This window comes from Fictibacillus sp. 5RED26 (genome assembly GCF_015903895.1).
Lineage (GTDB): Bacteria > Bacillota > Bacilli > Bacillales > Fictibacillaceae > Fictibacillus > Fictibacillus phosphorivorans.
In genome coordinates this window covers 97583-111632 of record NZ_JACZDU010000002.1, presented here as the reverse complement: position 1 = coordinate 111632, position 14050 = coordinate 97583, and the positions used below count along the sequence as shown (strand labels likewise).

Sequence of the window (14050 nt, the reverse complement as noted above, 5' to 3'; positions counted from 1 at the left end):
TTGAATATCTATAAAAAATCCTTTTTTAAGGAGGTCGTATCATGCTTGAAACAGCAGTTCAGCAACCGAAAACGTTAGGCCAAACGGAAATGCGGCCGTCATACCGAATGGATCTGCGACAGTATAGAGACAGAAAAGAATATGAAAAGTTTGTAAAAGTAAATACGGTGAACGATTGGTCCACCGTGACTTGGAAAGACATTGGTAAGCCGTATGAGGTAACTTCTTTTTCAAAAGAAAAAACAGAGTGGGAACAGACGCACGGTGGGATGCTCCCGGTCCATACCTCATGGACGATGTTCAACCAGTCCTTTCACGAGTGGTTCTCTAAGGATGTACCCACTGAGATTGGAGATAAAAAGAACGCTTTTTTTAAAAGTTTAACAAGCTTCAAGCCTAGTGAAGTAAAAACGGCACTTGGTGATTACGTGCGGATTCACCTCTGGAATTATGTGCACCGCATTCAAGACGGCATCTGGGATCCGCGTGGAAAGAGAGCTTTGTTCGAGGGACTGGACGTTCTGAAACCTCGCATTCTATTTTTGGGTGCAGCTGAAGGCTATGAAGCGATGCAGCTGTCAGCGATGTACCCTGACGGTGAGGTAGTGATGGTGGATTATGATCCCTTCTGCCGAGATACACGGTTCGCAGAGTTTCCTGAGTCTTATCCGTTTTTGGGGAAAAATTCACGGACTGGCGGAGACAAAGTTTATTATAAAAATGACTTCAATATCTCGTATGTCGTGGATGATATTCGCAATCTCCCATATGGCAAAGAGTTTGATATCGTGCTCAGCGTAGGGTTGTTAGAACATTTTCCAGACGCTATGAAAGCTGAAGTCGTTGAGTGGCATCGAAAATTCTTGAAACCAAGTGGCTATATCGTGATGACGACACCTCGTGCGCAAATGCGTTCCAAGCTATATTACGAGATCATGGCTGATGTGATGAATCATACGTATCGGGAGCTGATGACGTTAGAGCAGATGGGGCTCTATCTGCATGAAAATGGTCTGGACATTATGCGACACGGTTACATTAAGGTGCATAATGGAATTGTGGCGAGGGCGAAATAGGAATATGTGAAACCTGGAGAAGGCTCCAGGTTTTTTTGATGTGTTCTTTTATTGTAAGGTCTTTAGAATATTTGATGTTAGTTAACAGATTGATAGCGAAACATGTCGAAAATCGGATAAATCATTTTATACACGTAATTGTTGAGCTTAAACCCGGAATTATTGAGCTTATCTGCGGATATAAAAGGAATTACCTCGTAATAATTTTACAGCGACCATCTTATGCGGACATATCGGATTAGTGTATTTTCCACATGTACACTTAATCCAATTATTTTCAGCTCTGGATTTGAATAGTTGTGTTTTTCAATATGACTTCCCTTAATTCTGAGACAGTTTTAACAATAGAAGTAGGTTTTGCATTTGTAAGTTCTTCCATTGAACCATATCCGTATGTAACTCCTATTGAATCGATACCTGTGTTATGTGCGCCGATAATATCATGCTTTCTGTCACCAATCATGATGAACGTTTCCTTTGGTTGATCGCTGTAATGGTGAAGGATGTGCTGGATGATCTCCGTTTTACTTGTACGCGTCCCATCGAGATTGCTGCCAACGATCAGATCGAAATAGTGGCAGATGTTGAAGTACTTTAAGATTTCTTCCGCAAATACGGTAGGTTTAGAGGTTGCGACTGCTACTGTATGGCCATTGTCTTTGAGTTCTTGAAGAAGTGAAGGGATATGTTCGTAAAGTGTATTCTCGTACATGCCTCTGTCCTTGAATCTTTCACGATAGTACGTGATGGCTGTTCGGATCTGCGTTTCATTAAAGGAATAGAATTCTTGGAAAGATTGCTGAAGTGGTGGTCCGATGAAAGATTCTAAGTGATCAAGGTTCTCTTCTGCAATGCCCATTCTTCTCAGGGCAAACTGAACAGATTTTGTGATACCCTCTTTTGGATCAGAAAGAGTGCCGTCTAAGTCAAACAAGATATATTCATAATTCTTCATCCTGATTTACTCTCCTTCGCAGCCATATTTTGAAGCTCAAATTTAAAATAGCATAAAAAGAAAGCTTGAAATAGGACATACACCCTAAGGGAATGCTCCATTTCAAGCTTTTATGATAATTGTGTGGGGTCAGACCCCTATTTGCCCTATTTGCCTAGTGCGAAGGTGATCTCGACTTCGCAGGCTACTTGGCCATCAACCGTTGCGATTCCTTTGCCCTTACCGATCGAACCACGCACACGTGTCATCTCAACTTCTAGACGCAGTTGGTCGCCTGGTACGACTTGTTTTTTAAAGCGGCAGTTATCGATGCCCGCGAAGAATGCTAGGCGTCCACGGTTTTCTTCTTTTTTCAGCATCGCAACTGCACCTACTTGAGCGAGTGCTTCCACGATTAATACCCCTGGCATAACCGGATACTCCGGGAAGTGACCGTTGAAGAATTCTTCGTTCGCTGTAACGTTCTTGATGCCGACAGCGCGCTCTCCTTCTTCTACTTCTAAGATGCGGTCAATCAGCAGGAACGGATAACGGTGTGGGATGATTTCTTTGATTTCTTCAATCGTTAACATATACAAACATCACCTTTCTTTTTTCACTCATGGTTTCTAATCTATTTTTATTATACTTGGTATTGTTACCTGGTACTAATTTTACATCAAAAGAAAACAATGACTATATTCATTGCCATTGTTTTTTTATTATATCTTTACCCATCTTTTTCTACAAGGTCGATGATGTGTGTCCATGTTTCTTTTTCAAACACGTTCATCGGTTTGCCGTCACCAATCACGCCATAGCCAACCATCGTACCAACAGCAAAGCAGACGATGATTCCACAGACGAGGAGCAGAAGACGAAGCCAAATTGGAAAGCTTCTTTTCGTTCGGCGTTGGTACCACTGTTTCTTCTCTTCTTTAGTAGACGTTTCTTTTTCTTGGTAACGCTGTGTTTTCGGTTTTTCGTTTTTATTCAACTCTTGCATCTTATTCGTCATACAAACCTACCTCATTTAGCGAAGCCCGTTTACTAACCCCATCATTTGGTCAGCAATTGTAAGAGAACGCGCATTAAATTGATAAGAACGTTGTGTTTGAATCATTTCCGTCATCTCGGTGGAAATGTTTACATTCGAGGATTCGAGTGCCCCTTGCTGAACGAAGTTACCTGCTCCAGCATTTACTTCCTCTATCAGTTGATTCAACGGAATGTCCTGTGGCGCTTGCAAGTTCTGCCCGACAGATACCATCAACTGCGGCCGAACCATGTTCACAATCGCTAGCTGTCCTGATTCAACAATCGCTCCATTATTTAACGTTACCGAAACTTGGCCGTTTTGTCCAATGGTAATTTTGCTATGATCAGCTGGAATCGTAATCGGTCCGTCTACACCCATTACTTTATTGCCTTCTGATGTAACAAGTTCCAACTGATTCGGGTTGTTAGCAGACGGTGATAAATAGAACGCGCCGTCCCTTGTGAACTGCTGCGTTTCGTTTCCGTTGTTATCCACGGCCGAAACCTGAAAATAAAAGCTAGGCTGTGTGAGCGCTACATCAAGAAGTCGTCCAGTCTGTTGCAGCGTGCCCGCTTCTAAACTAAGTGCAGTTGAAGAAACACGCGCTCCGCTGCCCAGTCGAATTCCGTTGGGCGTTAGTCGGCCCGCTTCAGTCGGATTCAGTGCTTCACTATTGATCTGCTGAAAAAGAATATCCGAAAATTGCGCCTCGCGTCTTTTATAGCCGTTCGTCGTGCTGTTCGCCATATTATTTGAGATGGTATCAAGCTTATGCTGCAGCTGCCCCATCGTTACTGCTGCTGAAATCATAGACTGGTTCATTTTTGATCCCCCTAGCCGATTCGGCCAATTTCGTTCGATGCTTTTTCCATGGTACGGTCATAGGCTTGAAGTACTTTTTGGTTGGCTTCAAACGCACGATAAGCCGTCAGCATCTCTGTCATCGTCTGTTCCGTGTTCACGTTCGAACGTTCTACAAAACCTTGCTGCACGTTGTACGTGATGTTCGGATTCCCAAGAGCACTCGGCGCATCCCCGTTTCCATCCAGTCTGAATAATCCTGAGCCTTCTTTTACAAGATCGTTAGGGTTCGTGATGTACGCAACATCGATCTGCCCCGCAACTGCACCGTTATCGAGCACCGTGCCGTCTTTGTTCACTGTAAAGTTGTCGCTTCTCACCGTGATTCGGTTACCATCGGTTCCAAGCACATAATTTCCTTCCGGCGTTACAAGACTACCTTCTGCATCCACTGAAAAATGACCATTCCTCGTAAAGCGTTCTTCTCCGTTCACGTTCAATCTAAAAAACAGTCCGCCCGGCTTACCTGTTTGCGGGTCAAGTGGAACTTGTCCTTGAAGAAGCGCCATATCTGTTTTGATTCCCGTTTCGCGCATGTCACCTTGCAAAAAGTTAGGTGCAGTTTCCTGAACGTATACACCTGTTGAGAGTGCCGCTGGTCCGATCGGGTAATTGTTCGGCAGCTTCTTACCGTTCATTTCCGTCTCTCCCATATGCTGAAGCAGCATCGTTGGAAACGTGCGCAGACTCGCATTGTCCGCTTTATATCCAGGCGTATTCGCATTCGCCATGTTGTTTGTTAAAATTTCTTGTTTGCGCTGCTGTGCCAGCATGCCAGCTGCAGCATTATAAAAGCCTCTTAACACGGAGTATTCCTCCTGTATTTGTAATCTGGACACAATATGTCTCATCCGTTGTATCGACAGTTTTTTACAATTATTAATAGATTTCTGTAAAAATTGTGAGATTCTTTTTTCATGATGACGGACTTGCTTTAGGAGTGATGAAGGAAGCTTGAAGTTTTCAAGAAGAGGTGCGAACCCGCTTGTTTGTCGAAAAGCCTATAAATGAATTTGAAGGACTATAAATTTTTTCAAAGGCCTATAAAATAATTTCAAGGACTATAAATTATTTTGAGGGCCTAGAAAGTTAGATTTACGGCCTAGAAGCTGTTTTTCGCGCTTCTCTAGCCTTCCATTTCTTCATACAAAAACAAAATGCCACCCACATTGGGCGGCATTTCCATCATTAAAATACTTTTCTTTTCGCGATCTTATCCATATGTTCAAGCATTAAGCCTGTTCCGTTCGCTACGGCTCTCATCGGCTCTTCTGCGATCAATACAGGTACTTTTAATTCATCTGCAAACAGCTGGTCGATTCCGTGAAGAAGCGCTCCACCACCTGTTAGCATGATACCACGGTCGATAATGTCAGCGGATAATTCAGGCGGCGTTTTTTCTAGAACGCTCTTTGCCGCTTGAACGATCACCATCACTGGCTCCATCAATGCGCGTTGAATTTCTTTTGAACCTACTGTAATCGTACGTGGAAGTCCTGATACCATGTCACGGCCACGGATCTCGAGCTCTTCGTCACGCTCGTAAACGGTAGCTACGTTCAATTTAATATTTTCAGCCGTACGTTCACCGATCAACAGCTTGTACTCTTTTTTAATATATTGAAGGATTTCAGTATCGAACTTGTCCCCAGCCATTTTAATAGAAGAGGACGTAACGATATCTCCCATGCTCAAGACCGCAATGTCAGTTGTGCCACCACCGATGTCCACAACCATATTGCCGCTCGGCTGGAAGATATCCATCCCCGCCCCAATTGCAGCCACTTTTGGCTCTTCTTCAAGAAAAATATGTTTCGCTCCGCACTTTTGCGCAGCTTCTCTGATCGCTTTTTGTTCAACGGACGTAATGTTCGTTGGTGTACAGATCAAGATTCTAGGCTTGGCAAACATGCCTTTTACGTTAATCTTATTAATAAAATGTTTCAGCATCTGCTCAGTTACTTCAAAGTCAGCGATAACGCCGTCTTTTAACGGGCGGATCGCCACGATGTTCCCAGGCGTACGGCCTACCATTCGGCGGGCTTCTTCTCCTACAGCGAGTGCTTTTCCGGTATTCGTGTCGATCGCAACGACAGATGGCTCATCGAGTACGATCCCTTTTCCTTTTACATAAATCAGTACATTAGCGGTACCAAGGTCAATTCCAACGTCCCTTGAAAACATGTTATATCCTCCCTGTTAACATCCATACGATATAATGACATTTTTAGTAAAAAATCGAAGTTCTATCCAATTTATCATTATATCACAAGTCTGTCGAACAAGGTGAAATATTGTCAAAAATTAATTATTTGATACTGGAACGATGCGGCACATAATGTAATTTTGTTTCATCTAACATCCTTCATTCTCATAAACTTACTGAACAACTTCCTCTGTGCCTTTTTTGTACTTTACGCGAGTCGCTTCTCCACCTCTCAAGTGGCGGATGGACTTATGGTATTCGAGGATCTCTTTTACGTTGTTTGCAAGATCTGGATTAATTTCAGGCAGCCGCTCGGTGAGGTCTTTATGCACCGTGCTTTTGGAAACCCCGAATTCTTTTGCGATCATGCGGACTGTTTTTCTTGTCTCCACGATATACCGTCCTATCTTGATGGTTCGCTCTTTGATGTAATCGTGCACACCACTCGCCTCCCTAAAATGGATGTGAGAGATGCGATAGAGACTTGTATGAACAAGCTACGTGACAAGTTTCGTTGTCATCTTCGGCTTATAAGTATTGCTTCCATTCCCCTTTTTCCACCGCAGCCATAGTACGATTTCTCACCGCTCACCCTCAATTGAATTATTGTAGGTTTTGTAACATCTTATTAACCAAGTTTTCGTTATATGCCTAAATCTCAACTGGGACAAGGGGAAATGTCCATATTTGTGAAAAAACCTTCATAAACAGTTGGAAAATTAAGTTATTTAATTGATAAGAATGATGGAAATATTTTTTACGGTACGTGTTTTTATATGTATGATGCGTTCGCCGGTAACCGTGCTTTTTCACCGGTAAAACTTCTGTGACCACCTGAGAACTGCTTCGTTACACCGGTAATGCAATCGAGACCACCTAAAAAAGTGAATTGGTTCACCGATAAACGGTTGAACTTTAGATAAAAATAAAAAAACTGCCTCGGATTGAACCGAGACAGCTTCCTTTTTGCTATTATTCGTTAGCGCCAGAGTCGTCTGCTGCAGGAGCATTCGTATCTTCGGCTGATTGAGATGATGATTCTTGCTCACGATTGGCATCTTTTCCATCTTTGCCATCCTTCGTGTCTTTCGTATCTTTTGTATCTTTTGTACCTTTAGAATCTTTTGTGTCCTTAGTGTCTTTAGAACCTTTGTCTTCAGCCTTTGGTGCTGGCTTCTTTTCTTCAGCAGGCTTTTTCTCTTCAGCTTTCTTCTGCTCTTCTACTGCTTTTTTCTCTTCCGCTTTTTTCATCTCTTTACGAGAGTCATCAACAGCGGTTGCAAGTTGTGCAACAGATTGATCCCAAGCCATCACTGGGTCGACTGCTTCTCCGTCTTTACGAACTTCGAAGTGTGCGTGGATCTTCGCATCAGTATCGTATGCGTTCTCACCAGCTTGTCCTAAAACTGCGCCTTGCTTCACTTGGTCACCTTGCTTAACAGAGACAGAAGCAAGTGATGAGTAGTGTGTGACTACACCTTTGTCATGCTCTACTTCTACTACGAATCCTAGTGCAGGATCTTTTGCAACTTTTACAACGTTACCACTTAATGCTGCAGTTACGTCGAATGCTTTGTTATCAGCAGTTGCTAGATCGATACCTCGGTTTTGGTAGTAGATATTGTTATAGAATACAAGAGCTGCTTCTTGTTCTTGAGCTGGAGCTTCTGGGCTAAAGAAATCTTTTACCACTTCAATGGCTTCAGGGTCAGAAACGGGCATCTGGAAAACTTCTTTTGTAAGGGATACAGGCACTGCTGCTCCATTGTCCTCTAATGCGCTATCTGGAGTATTATTATTCTCCGTATTCTTCGCATCATTTTGATACCATAGAACAGAAGTTAAAATGACTGCTGCAAAGCTTAAATATACTGCAGGATAAACCCAACGTTTTTTCATAGCACTCTTACCTTTCATCGGTACTGTTTTTTTGTTTTGTTTTTCTTCTTCTTTCATTTTTCATCACCTCAGCAACAAGTTTGAACAGAATTCTGAAAATATATACTTTGGTGCAAAACTTTTTTGAAGATTTCTTTCGACAATTGAAAAACCGCCGAATGCCTTATGACATCTAGCGGTTTCCTAACAACGATAAAGAGGGGGTCTGACCCGGGTCAGACCCCCTACAATTTCCACACAATTTACTGAGGCTGATACGCGAGCCCCTTATCAGCGAGCGGTTTATAATCCGTTATCTCTATCCCTTTGTAATAATGATTCACGATCTCTTTATACGACTTCCCTTCCTTTGCCATTCCGTTCGCGCCATATTGGCTCAACCCCACTCCATGACCGTATCCTCTGGTTGTCACGGTAACTTGCTTTCCTTTTTTCTTCATCTGGAAATCCGTCGACCGCAGCTCCAGCTTCTCTCGTACTTCTTTTCCGGTGAACTCTTTTTTACCAATCACCCACTTGCCGATTCGTTTTCCACTTGTTGTGGCTACGACTTTTCCGATCTGGCCATCTTTTGTTAGCGAAACGCCGAGTTTCTGTTCTACCGTGCTGACAGGCAGCTGGACGGTCTCTGTATATTTCGGAGACTCTTTTTTATCCCACGGACTTTCTACACTTCGTAAATACGGATATTCGTTTTTCCAATAGTCCTCGGAATTAACGGTAAAGCCATTGCTTGTGGAAAAGAAACTCGCTTGAATCGGATCTCCTTCATACGTTAAAATCTGTCCTTTTGTCTCAGAGACCGCTTTGATGATCTTCTCTATCTTTTTGTTGAAATCATCTCCCCAAAGCGTCTCTAGCTCTTCGTTTCCTTTGTACACTTGATGCATCACCGTGTCTGACACGACCGCACCTTCTGGCAGACTATCGTCTTTGCCGCGGTTTAGTAGAGCTTTTACAATAAACGTCCGTGCGGTTAACGCTTGTGCTTTCAGCGCTTCTAGCTCAAAGTCTGCAGGCATTTCAGAAGCGACCACTCCGGCTACATACTCTTCTAACGGGATGTTTTGAACCGTATCCATCGATTTTCTGAAAACAGGCACGACGATGTCTGAATGCGGGACTTCTAAAGCTAGCACTCTCTCAGATGGGAGTGCAGACTTCTCTTCTTTCCACTGGGGAGGTGCTGACGAAAATGGTAGTACGAGTATCGTCGGGAGAAGGACGATGATAGCGACAAAAATAGCTAGAATCCAAATCAGCGGCTTGATATTTACATTCACGTTCCCATGCCCTCCTAGATTGTTATCTACCATACAACTTATACAAAAAGGCGGGAATTTAGAACACGAAACTAGCATTTTTACAATGAAGAACATACCGGTTTACAAGTTTTATATACGCAGACTGAGACAGGCATTTCCTCGCATAATATGAAGAGATGATCGGCACGAAAGGGTGAACAGCATGGACAGTTTTCAACCTCCTGTCTTGGTTCGTACGCTCACGTATGCACCTGGCAATATTAAGATTTACTACCCGCAGATCGAAGGAAAGATCAATCCTCGTATTGAGCAGCAAGTAAACCGAAGAATCGTTCAGATCAACGAGCAGCTCGCGAATTACCAGAATCCCGAGGCCCGTCCAGGCATGTATGGGGAGTTTGCCGTCAAAACGAACGAAAAGAACATCTTGAGCATCGGTTTCTTAAATTTTGCCTATACGCCCATGGCCGCTCATGGAATGACGTATATCAAATCAGAGACGTGGGATCTTTCTTCAGGAAAAACGTATCAGTTAAAAGATCTATTTAAATCCGGAAGTAATTATGTGGAAGTGATCAATCGTCATATAAAAGAACAGCTTAAAGCCAGGCAGATTGACACGCTCGAACCATTCAAAAGCATCCGGCCAGACCAAGATTTTTATATCGCTGATAAATCACTCGTGATCTATTTTCAGCTATACGAGATCACCGCCTATGTATATGGCTTTCCCATGTTTCCTATCTCTGTTTTTGATCTACAGGATATCATTGATGAGAACGGACCGCTCGGAAAAATGGCCGTGAATGGTCTGTAATTTATGGGACCAGACAAAAAACATCCAGATTTTTAAGTCTGGATGTTTTTTATATCCTATCTATTTCATTAAAACTTAATCTGATAATAAATAAATGATAATGCCCATCCTGCCATATGAATCAATAAAAGCGTCCCTAAAACAGGTGCAACAGATAACTTAATTCCCATTACCAATAAAATAAATAAAACAGAAATATAAACTAAAGTGACTCTCCACCCATTCGCAAGAGCCTTCACGGCAATATTTTCATACCTTTCATCGATTCCTCTCTTTCGTGCTGCTAACTTTCTCCCCCACCAGAGCCCAAAAAGACCGCCTAATACCCCAAGTAACAATCCTAGTAATGCTAACAACTGGTCTAAACCCACTTTTTCAGTCACTCCCCTTCTCGAAAATAAAAACTTCTTCGATGCTAAGCCGAAATAATTGTGCGATGTTATAGGCAAGCTCTAATGAAGGATTGTATCGGCCGTTCTCGATTGATATTACGGTTTGTCTGGAAACCCCAAGTTTTTCGGACAGTTGTTCTTGGGTCCAGCCACATCTCGATCTAAGTTCTTTAATACGATGTTCCAAATGAATCACCCTTACGTAAAGCTAACTTTACGTAAAGTATACTTTACTTTTACATATTTTGTAAAGTGAATATTGAAATCTCAACAAAAAATCGCAACGGATTCCGTTACGATTTCAGCTCTATCTTTTTGAAACATACAATTTTTTATCTTGATCAACAGTTGCCAAATACACGGACTCCACGCAGTCCACTTGATGTGTTTTCAAGTTTTCTTTTAGCCACGTCAGATCTACGTTTGCTGTTTTAAGATTCTCTTCAAAAAGTTTCCCATCATTTATCACCACTAACGGGATGTCAACTGGAGATACTGCAGTTTTCATATCTGACGCTGTAACTGGATCGTGTGCACTGTATTTCATGATGCTCAGCTGACCATTCGGCTCTAACATGCAATACCTAACCTCTGATATATCGAAAACTTTTCTAATCCTAAGCTCAGCTAGCAAAAGATCAATATTCATAAAGTGTTTTTTTAAATGTTTCCTGATGATTTTCCCATCATCAATAATCAGCAATGGTTTTCCATTAAAAAAATGAGCAAAAGACCTGCTCTTTAAAGAAATCATACTGAGTGCGGTATGCCAGAAGAAAAGCGTTAATATAGGGGTGATCGTCCTTGTAAAAGTCACATCCCCTTCTAATAAGGGAGATACAGTAAGGGCTCCTAGTATCCAGATCAATGCAAAGTCAAAGGTCGTCATTTGGCTAAAGGACCTTTTCGTCACAAACCTTCCGACCAAGAAGACTATAACCCCTACAAGAATTGTTCGAATAACATACCCCATCAATGTAATATCTTTTAACTCACCAAAAACTTGAGGCATCTTAAACCTCCTGCCGGTTTATGTAAAGTGTTTTCTCAGGAGTGAGAATCCCAACGAAAACATCATTTATCGCTTGAATATTAAGTATTTGTAACTGCTGGTTTAACCAATCATGGTCAAGGTTGTTTTTCTTCAGCACCCGCTGATCCACTCTCCCTTCATATATGACAAGTTGAGATAGCTCATTTGGAGTCGTTGGTATACCCACAGAAGATTTAGTTACGGGCTGATCTTTACTGTCGATGGCAACACTAAAATCACCGGTTGTTTCTGCTACTAGAAACTTCACTTTTTCAAGATTAAAAGCATCTTTCACTCGTAAAATGGATAATACATTATCAAGTGTTAGCCTCGTTTTCTTTAAATTTTTCTTTATGATTTTCCCGTTTTTTACGATGATAGTAGGCGTTTGCGATACAATCGACGGTAGCTTAAGGTACCCAAAGTAAGTAAAACAAAGCATAAAAATGGTATAAACAATGATTATTGCAAAAGCATCGATCGGCCTTGAATCAGGAACTACGATTCTAGTAGCAGAAATATGACTGATACCAGCTGCCATTATGAAGTTATAAGGAGTCGTAATAGCATTCTGCTTAAAGCCCATTGCTTTATCAGACGCGAATAACAAAAAATAGAGCAAGGAAGTTCTAAAGACTTGTTCAATAATACTTAAATCCTCTGCTTCAAATAAAACATGTTTCAATTCCATATTTCATCTTCCTTTATGGGTGACCTATTAAATTTGTAACTACAGGTTAAACTTCCCAATTCTCCTAATAATTATTTGATAACGATAAAAAACCCTGACCTCTCACACAGAGATCAGGGTTTGGCAATAAAATTTAGTTCACACCAACTGCATCATACGATTTTTTAACCGCTGCTACTTCTGGAGAGGTTGCTCCATAAAGGTCAGATGCTGATTGAACAAGAGCTGCTCTTGCTTGGCTGAAGTTTGATGAAGCTGTTAAGTATACCGTGTTCGCGCGGTAGTAGATCGCTCCAACTTTTTGGTTGCCGATCGCCGGAACCGTTACACCATAATGCGTTCCACCGACTGCCAGCAAGTATGCCGCTTTGTTGATGATACCGCTGTTGATATGCACTCCGCCATTGTCACCTGTTCCTGTATAGCGAACCGAGTAATGATCAGGATCTTGGTATTTCGTCGGATCGCTCATCGAACGAAGCGCGTCATTTGGCGTTCCTGGTGTGTAGATATCTTCTCCGATCTCATAGTCCGGGTTGTTATTTTCATGGTGCTCGACTAATGTTCCGAAAATATCGGACATCGCTTCGTTCAATGCACCAGACTCGTTTTGATAGATCAGATCTGATGAGAAATCCGTAACTGCATGTGTTAATTCATGGGCGACAACATCCAACCCGCCTGATAATGAGACGAACGTCGATCCGTCGCCATCACCGTAGACCATCTGCTGTCCGTTCCAGAACGCGTTGTTGTAATTACGGCCATAGTGAACCGTTGATTTTAATGCTGCTCCTTTATTGTCATACGAGTTGCGGTTGAAGACTTCTTTATAATAATCGTACGTCGCACCTGCATAATAGTGAGCATCTACAGCCGCTCTGTCATAGGTCGCGTTCAGCTTGTTATCCGCATCTGCCCAAAGTGTGCCCGGTAGCTGTTGACGGTTCTTGGCATCGTATGTAAATACGCCGTTTCCTCGTGTGTTATCTTGCAGGTAGTACTTACCGCTCGATAATAATGTGTTGAGTGATTTCGTATCGCCAAGGACACCCGTCCCTGTACCAATCGCATTCGTTCCTACTAACGATCCTCCACCCGTTGGCGGTGCTTTATGATCACCATGCGCTTCATCCAAGTCGTTATAAGAATTCAGGATCTTGCCTGTAACGGCGTCTACAAAATAATTATAGTTTCCTGGTTCAGGCGATAAAAAGTTCAAGTTCACCAAGTAGGCATAAGTGGCTTTATCTCCATTTGTATACACAACCAGTTCAGATGTTGGATCTGCTTCATATTCCGGTGTGAAACCGAGGTCTTTAACAGCAACTGTTACCGCTTTTGCAGCTGTAATCTTTTTAGCGAACCCTAACCCTGGTTTACTTTGAAGATCAGGAGTAACCGTTCCTGAAAATACAACGAGCTCTCCCTTTTCGTTAACATGCGCAACTTGTGTCGAGCCCCAAATTGGAACTCCTTTATAGGTTTGCTGGATTCGCACTAATTGTCTGCCCAACTCATCCTTTGTAACAGACTTTACCTTGAACGAGTCCTGTGCTTTTTGAGTTCCTAATTTAAATGTTTTCGATTCTTTTTGAAGGTAATTGAATACAACATCCTTTGCCGATTTTGAAGAAGCCTCAGACAGTTTTCCAGATACAAAAGACGGTGTGCCCGTTATGCTGTTCATCTTTTTTGTTGATAAAACATTCACAGGTGCCTCCGCTGATACTTGTCCTGCTGCTAACGGACTTACGGCAAGACCAAGCGCTAAACCCCATACTGATAATTGCTTTTTCATCCCTTCCCAATCCCCTTTGCTTCATGAATTTTAAAG

The 14050-nt window shown here is 42.2% G+C and carries 16 protein-coding genes; 2 read left to right on the top strand and 14 right to left on the bottom strand.

The features are described from left to right. Window positions 1-41 precede the first annotated feature (41 nt). Window positions 42-1076: a class I SAM-dependent methyltransferase gene (locus tag IHV10_RS08835; protein WP_197128332.1), complete on the top strand. Its 1035-nt coding sequence runs from the start codon at window positions 42-44 to the stop codon at window positions 1074-1076. Window positions 1077-1353: 277 nt separating this feature from the next. Here the strand turns inward: IHV10_RS08835 and IHV10_RS08830 are convergent, their stop codons facing one another. The 9 genes from IHV10_RS08830 to spoIID all read right to left on the bottom strand — a co-directional run bounded on the left by IHV10_RS08830 (window position 1354) and on the right by spoIID (window position 9298). Then, on the bottom strand, window positions 1354-2031 hold the full coding sequence (locus IHV10_RS08830) for an HAD family hydrolase (protein WP_197128331.1): 678 nt from the start codon (window positions 2029-2031) through the stop codon (window positions 1354-1356). Window positions 2032-2177: 146 nt separating this feature from the next. Then, window positions 2178-2603, bottom strand: a complete 426-nt coding sequence (gene fabZ / locus IHV10_RS08825; RefSeq protein ID WP_066398842.1) for a 3-hydroxyacyl-ACP dehydratase FabZ — start codon at window positions 2601-2603, stop codon at window positions 2178-2180. Between the two features lie 137 nt (window positions 2604-2740). After that, window positions 2741-3028, bottom strand: coding sequence for a DNA-directed RNA polymerase subunit beta (locus IHV10_RS08820; protein WP_231619488.1), 288 nt, complete (start codon window positions 3026-3028; stop codon window positions 2741-2743). A 15-nt stretch (window positions 3029-3043) separates the two neighbouring features. Beyond that, on the bottom strand, window positions 3044-3871 hold the full coding sequence (locus tag IHV10_RS08815) for a flagellar hook-basal body protein (protein ID WP_197128330.1): 828 nt from the start codon (window positions 3869-3871) through the stop codon (window positions 3044-3046). A gap of 11 nt (window positions 3872-3882) precedes the next feature. After that, window positions 3883-4716 (bottom strand): flagellar hook-basal body protein, encoded by an 834-nt coding sequence (locus IHV10_RS08810; RefSeq protein WP_197128329.1) that lies wholly within the window; start codon window positions 4714-4716, stop codon window positions 3883-3885. Window positions 4717-5098: 382 nt separating this feature from the next. After that, a complete protein-coding gene (locus IHV10_RS08805) occupies window positions 5099-6094 on the bottom strand; it encodes a rod shape-determining protein (RefSeq protein WP_197128328.1) in 996 nt (331 codons plus the stop codon). A gap of 195 nt (window positions 6095-6289) precedes the next feature. Next, on the bottom strand, window positions 6290-6556 hold the full coding sequence (spoIIID, locus tag IHV10_RS08800; protein ID WP_007203593.1) for a sporulation transcriptional regulator SpoIIID: 267 nt from the start codon (window positions 6554-6556) through the stop codon (window positions 6290-6292). A 532-nt stretch (window positions 6557-7088) separates the two neighbouring features. Then, window positions 7089-8072: a M23 family metallopeptidase gene (locus tag IHV10_RS08795; protein ID WP_197128327.1), complete on the bottom strand. Its 984-nt coding sequence runs from the start codon at window positions 8070-8072 to the stop codon at window positions 7089-7091. A 185-nt stretch (window positions 8073-8257) separates the two neighbouring features. Next, a complete protein-coding gene (gene spoIID, locus IHV10_RS08790; protein ID WP_370629657.1) occupies window positions 8258-9298 on the bottom strand; it encodes a stage II sporulation protein D in 1041 nt (346 codons plus the stop codon). A 184-nt stretch (window positions 9299-9482) separates the two neighbouring features. Here spoIID and IHV10_RS08785 point away from each other — a divergent pair, with 184 nt between their 5' ends. After that, window positions 9483-10097 (top strand): DUF3298 and DUF4163 domain-containing protein, encoded by a 615-nt coding sequence (locus IHV10_RS08785; RefSeq protein ID WP_197128325.1) that lies wholly within the window; start codon window positions 9483-9485, stop codon window positions 10095-10097. A 68-nt stretch (window positions 10098-10165) separates the two neighbouring features. On the opposite strand, the gene IHV10_RS08780 is transcribed toward IHV10_RS08785, so the two are convergent. The 5 genes from IHV10_RS08780 to IHV10_RS08760 form a co-directional block, all read right to left on the bottom strand. Further along, entirely contained in the window at window positions 10166-10468 is a 303-nt protein-coding gene (locus IHV10_RS08780) for a hypothetical protein (protein ID WP_197128324.1), read from the bottom strand. 4 nt (window positions 10469-10472) lie between these two features. Then, complete coding sequence (locus IHV10_RS08775; RefSeq protein ID WP_197128323.1) at window positions 10473-10676, bottom strand: helix-turn-helix transcriptional regulator; 204 nt, start codon at window positions 10674-10676, stop codon at window positions 10473-10475. 120 nt (window positions 10677-10796) lie between these two features. Beyond that, window positions 10797-11501 (bottom strand): YetF domain-containing protein, encoded by a 705-nt coding sequence (locus IHV10_RS08770; protein ID WP_197128322.1) that lies wholly within the window; start codon window positions 11499-11501, stop codon window positions 10797-10799. A 1-nt stretch (window position 11502) separates the two neighbouring features. Next, window positions 11503-12213, bottom strand: a complete 711-nt coding sequence (locus tag IHV10_RS08765; RefSeq protein ID WP_197128321.1) for a DUF421 domain-containing protein — start codon at window positions 12211-12213, stop codon at window positions 11503-11505. A gap of 133 nt (window positions 12214-12346) precedes the next feature. Continuing rightward, complete coding sequence (locus IHV10_RS08760) at window positions 12347-14014, bottom strand: M4 family metallopeptidase (RefSeq protein ID WP_197128320.1); 1668 nt, start codon at window positions 14012-14014, stop codon at window positions 12347-12349. Between the last annotated feature and the right edge of the window lie 36 nt (window positions 14015-14050).

Bases quoted from the DNA above. Each gene is read 5' to 3' on its own strand.
- IHV10_RS08805 (WP_197128328.1), bottom strand. From the start codon at position 6,094: ATGTTTTCAAGGGACGTTGGAATTGACCTTGGTACCGCTAATGTACTG.
- IHV10_RS08785 (WP_197128325.1), top strand. From the start codon at position 9,483: ATGGACAGTTTTCAACCTCCTGTCTTGGTTCGTACGCTCACGTATGCA.
- IHV10_RS08815 (WP_197128330.1), bottom strand. From the start codon at position 3,871: ATGAACCAGTCTATGATTTCAGCAGCAGTAACGATGGGGCAGCTGCAG.
- fabZ (WP_066398842.1), bottom strand. From the start codon at position 2,603: ATGTTAACGATTGAAGAAATCAAAGAAATCATCCCACACCGTTATCCG.
- IHV10_RS08765 (WP_197128321.1), bottom strand. From the start codon at position 12,213: ATGGAATTGAAACATGTTTTATTTGAAGCAGAGGATTTAAGTATTATT.
- IHV10_RS08795 (WP_197128327.1), bottom strand. From the start codon at position 8,072: ATGAAAGAAGAAGAAAAACAAAACAAAAAAACAGTACCGATGAAAGGT.
- IHV10_RS08820 (WP_231619488.1), bottom strand. From the start codon at position 3,028: ATGACGAATAAGATGCAAGAGTTGAATAAAAACGAAAAACCGAAAACA.
- IHV10_RS08760 (WP_197128320.1), bottom strand. From the start codon at position 14,014: ATGAAAAAGCAATTATCAGTATGGGGTTTAGCGCTTGGTCTTGCCGTA.
- IHV10_RS08835 (WP_197128332.1), top strand. From the start codon at position 42: ATGCTTGAAACAGCAGTTCAGCAACCGAAAACGTTAGGCCAAACGGAA.
- IHV10_RS08830 (WP_197128331.1), bottom strand. From the start codon at position 2,031: ATGAAGAATTATGAATATATCTTGTTTGACTTAGACGGCACTCTTTCT.
- IHV10_RS08770 (WP_197128322.1), bottom strand. From the start codon at position 11,501: ATGCCTCAAGTTTTTGGTGAGTTAAAAGATATTACATTGATGGGGTAT.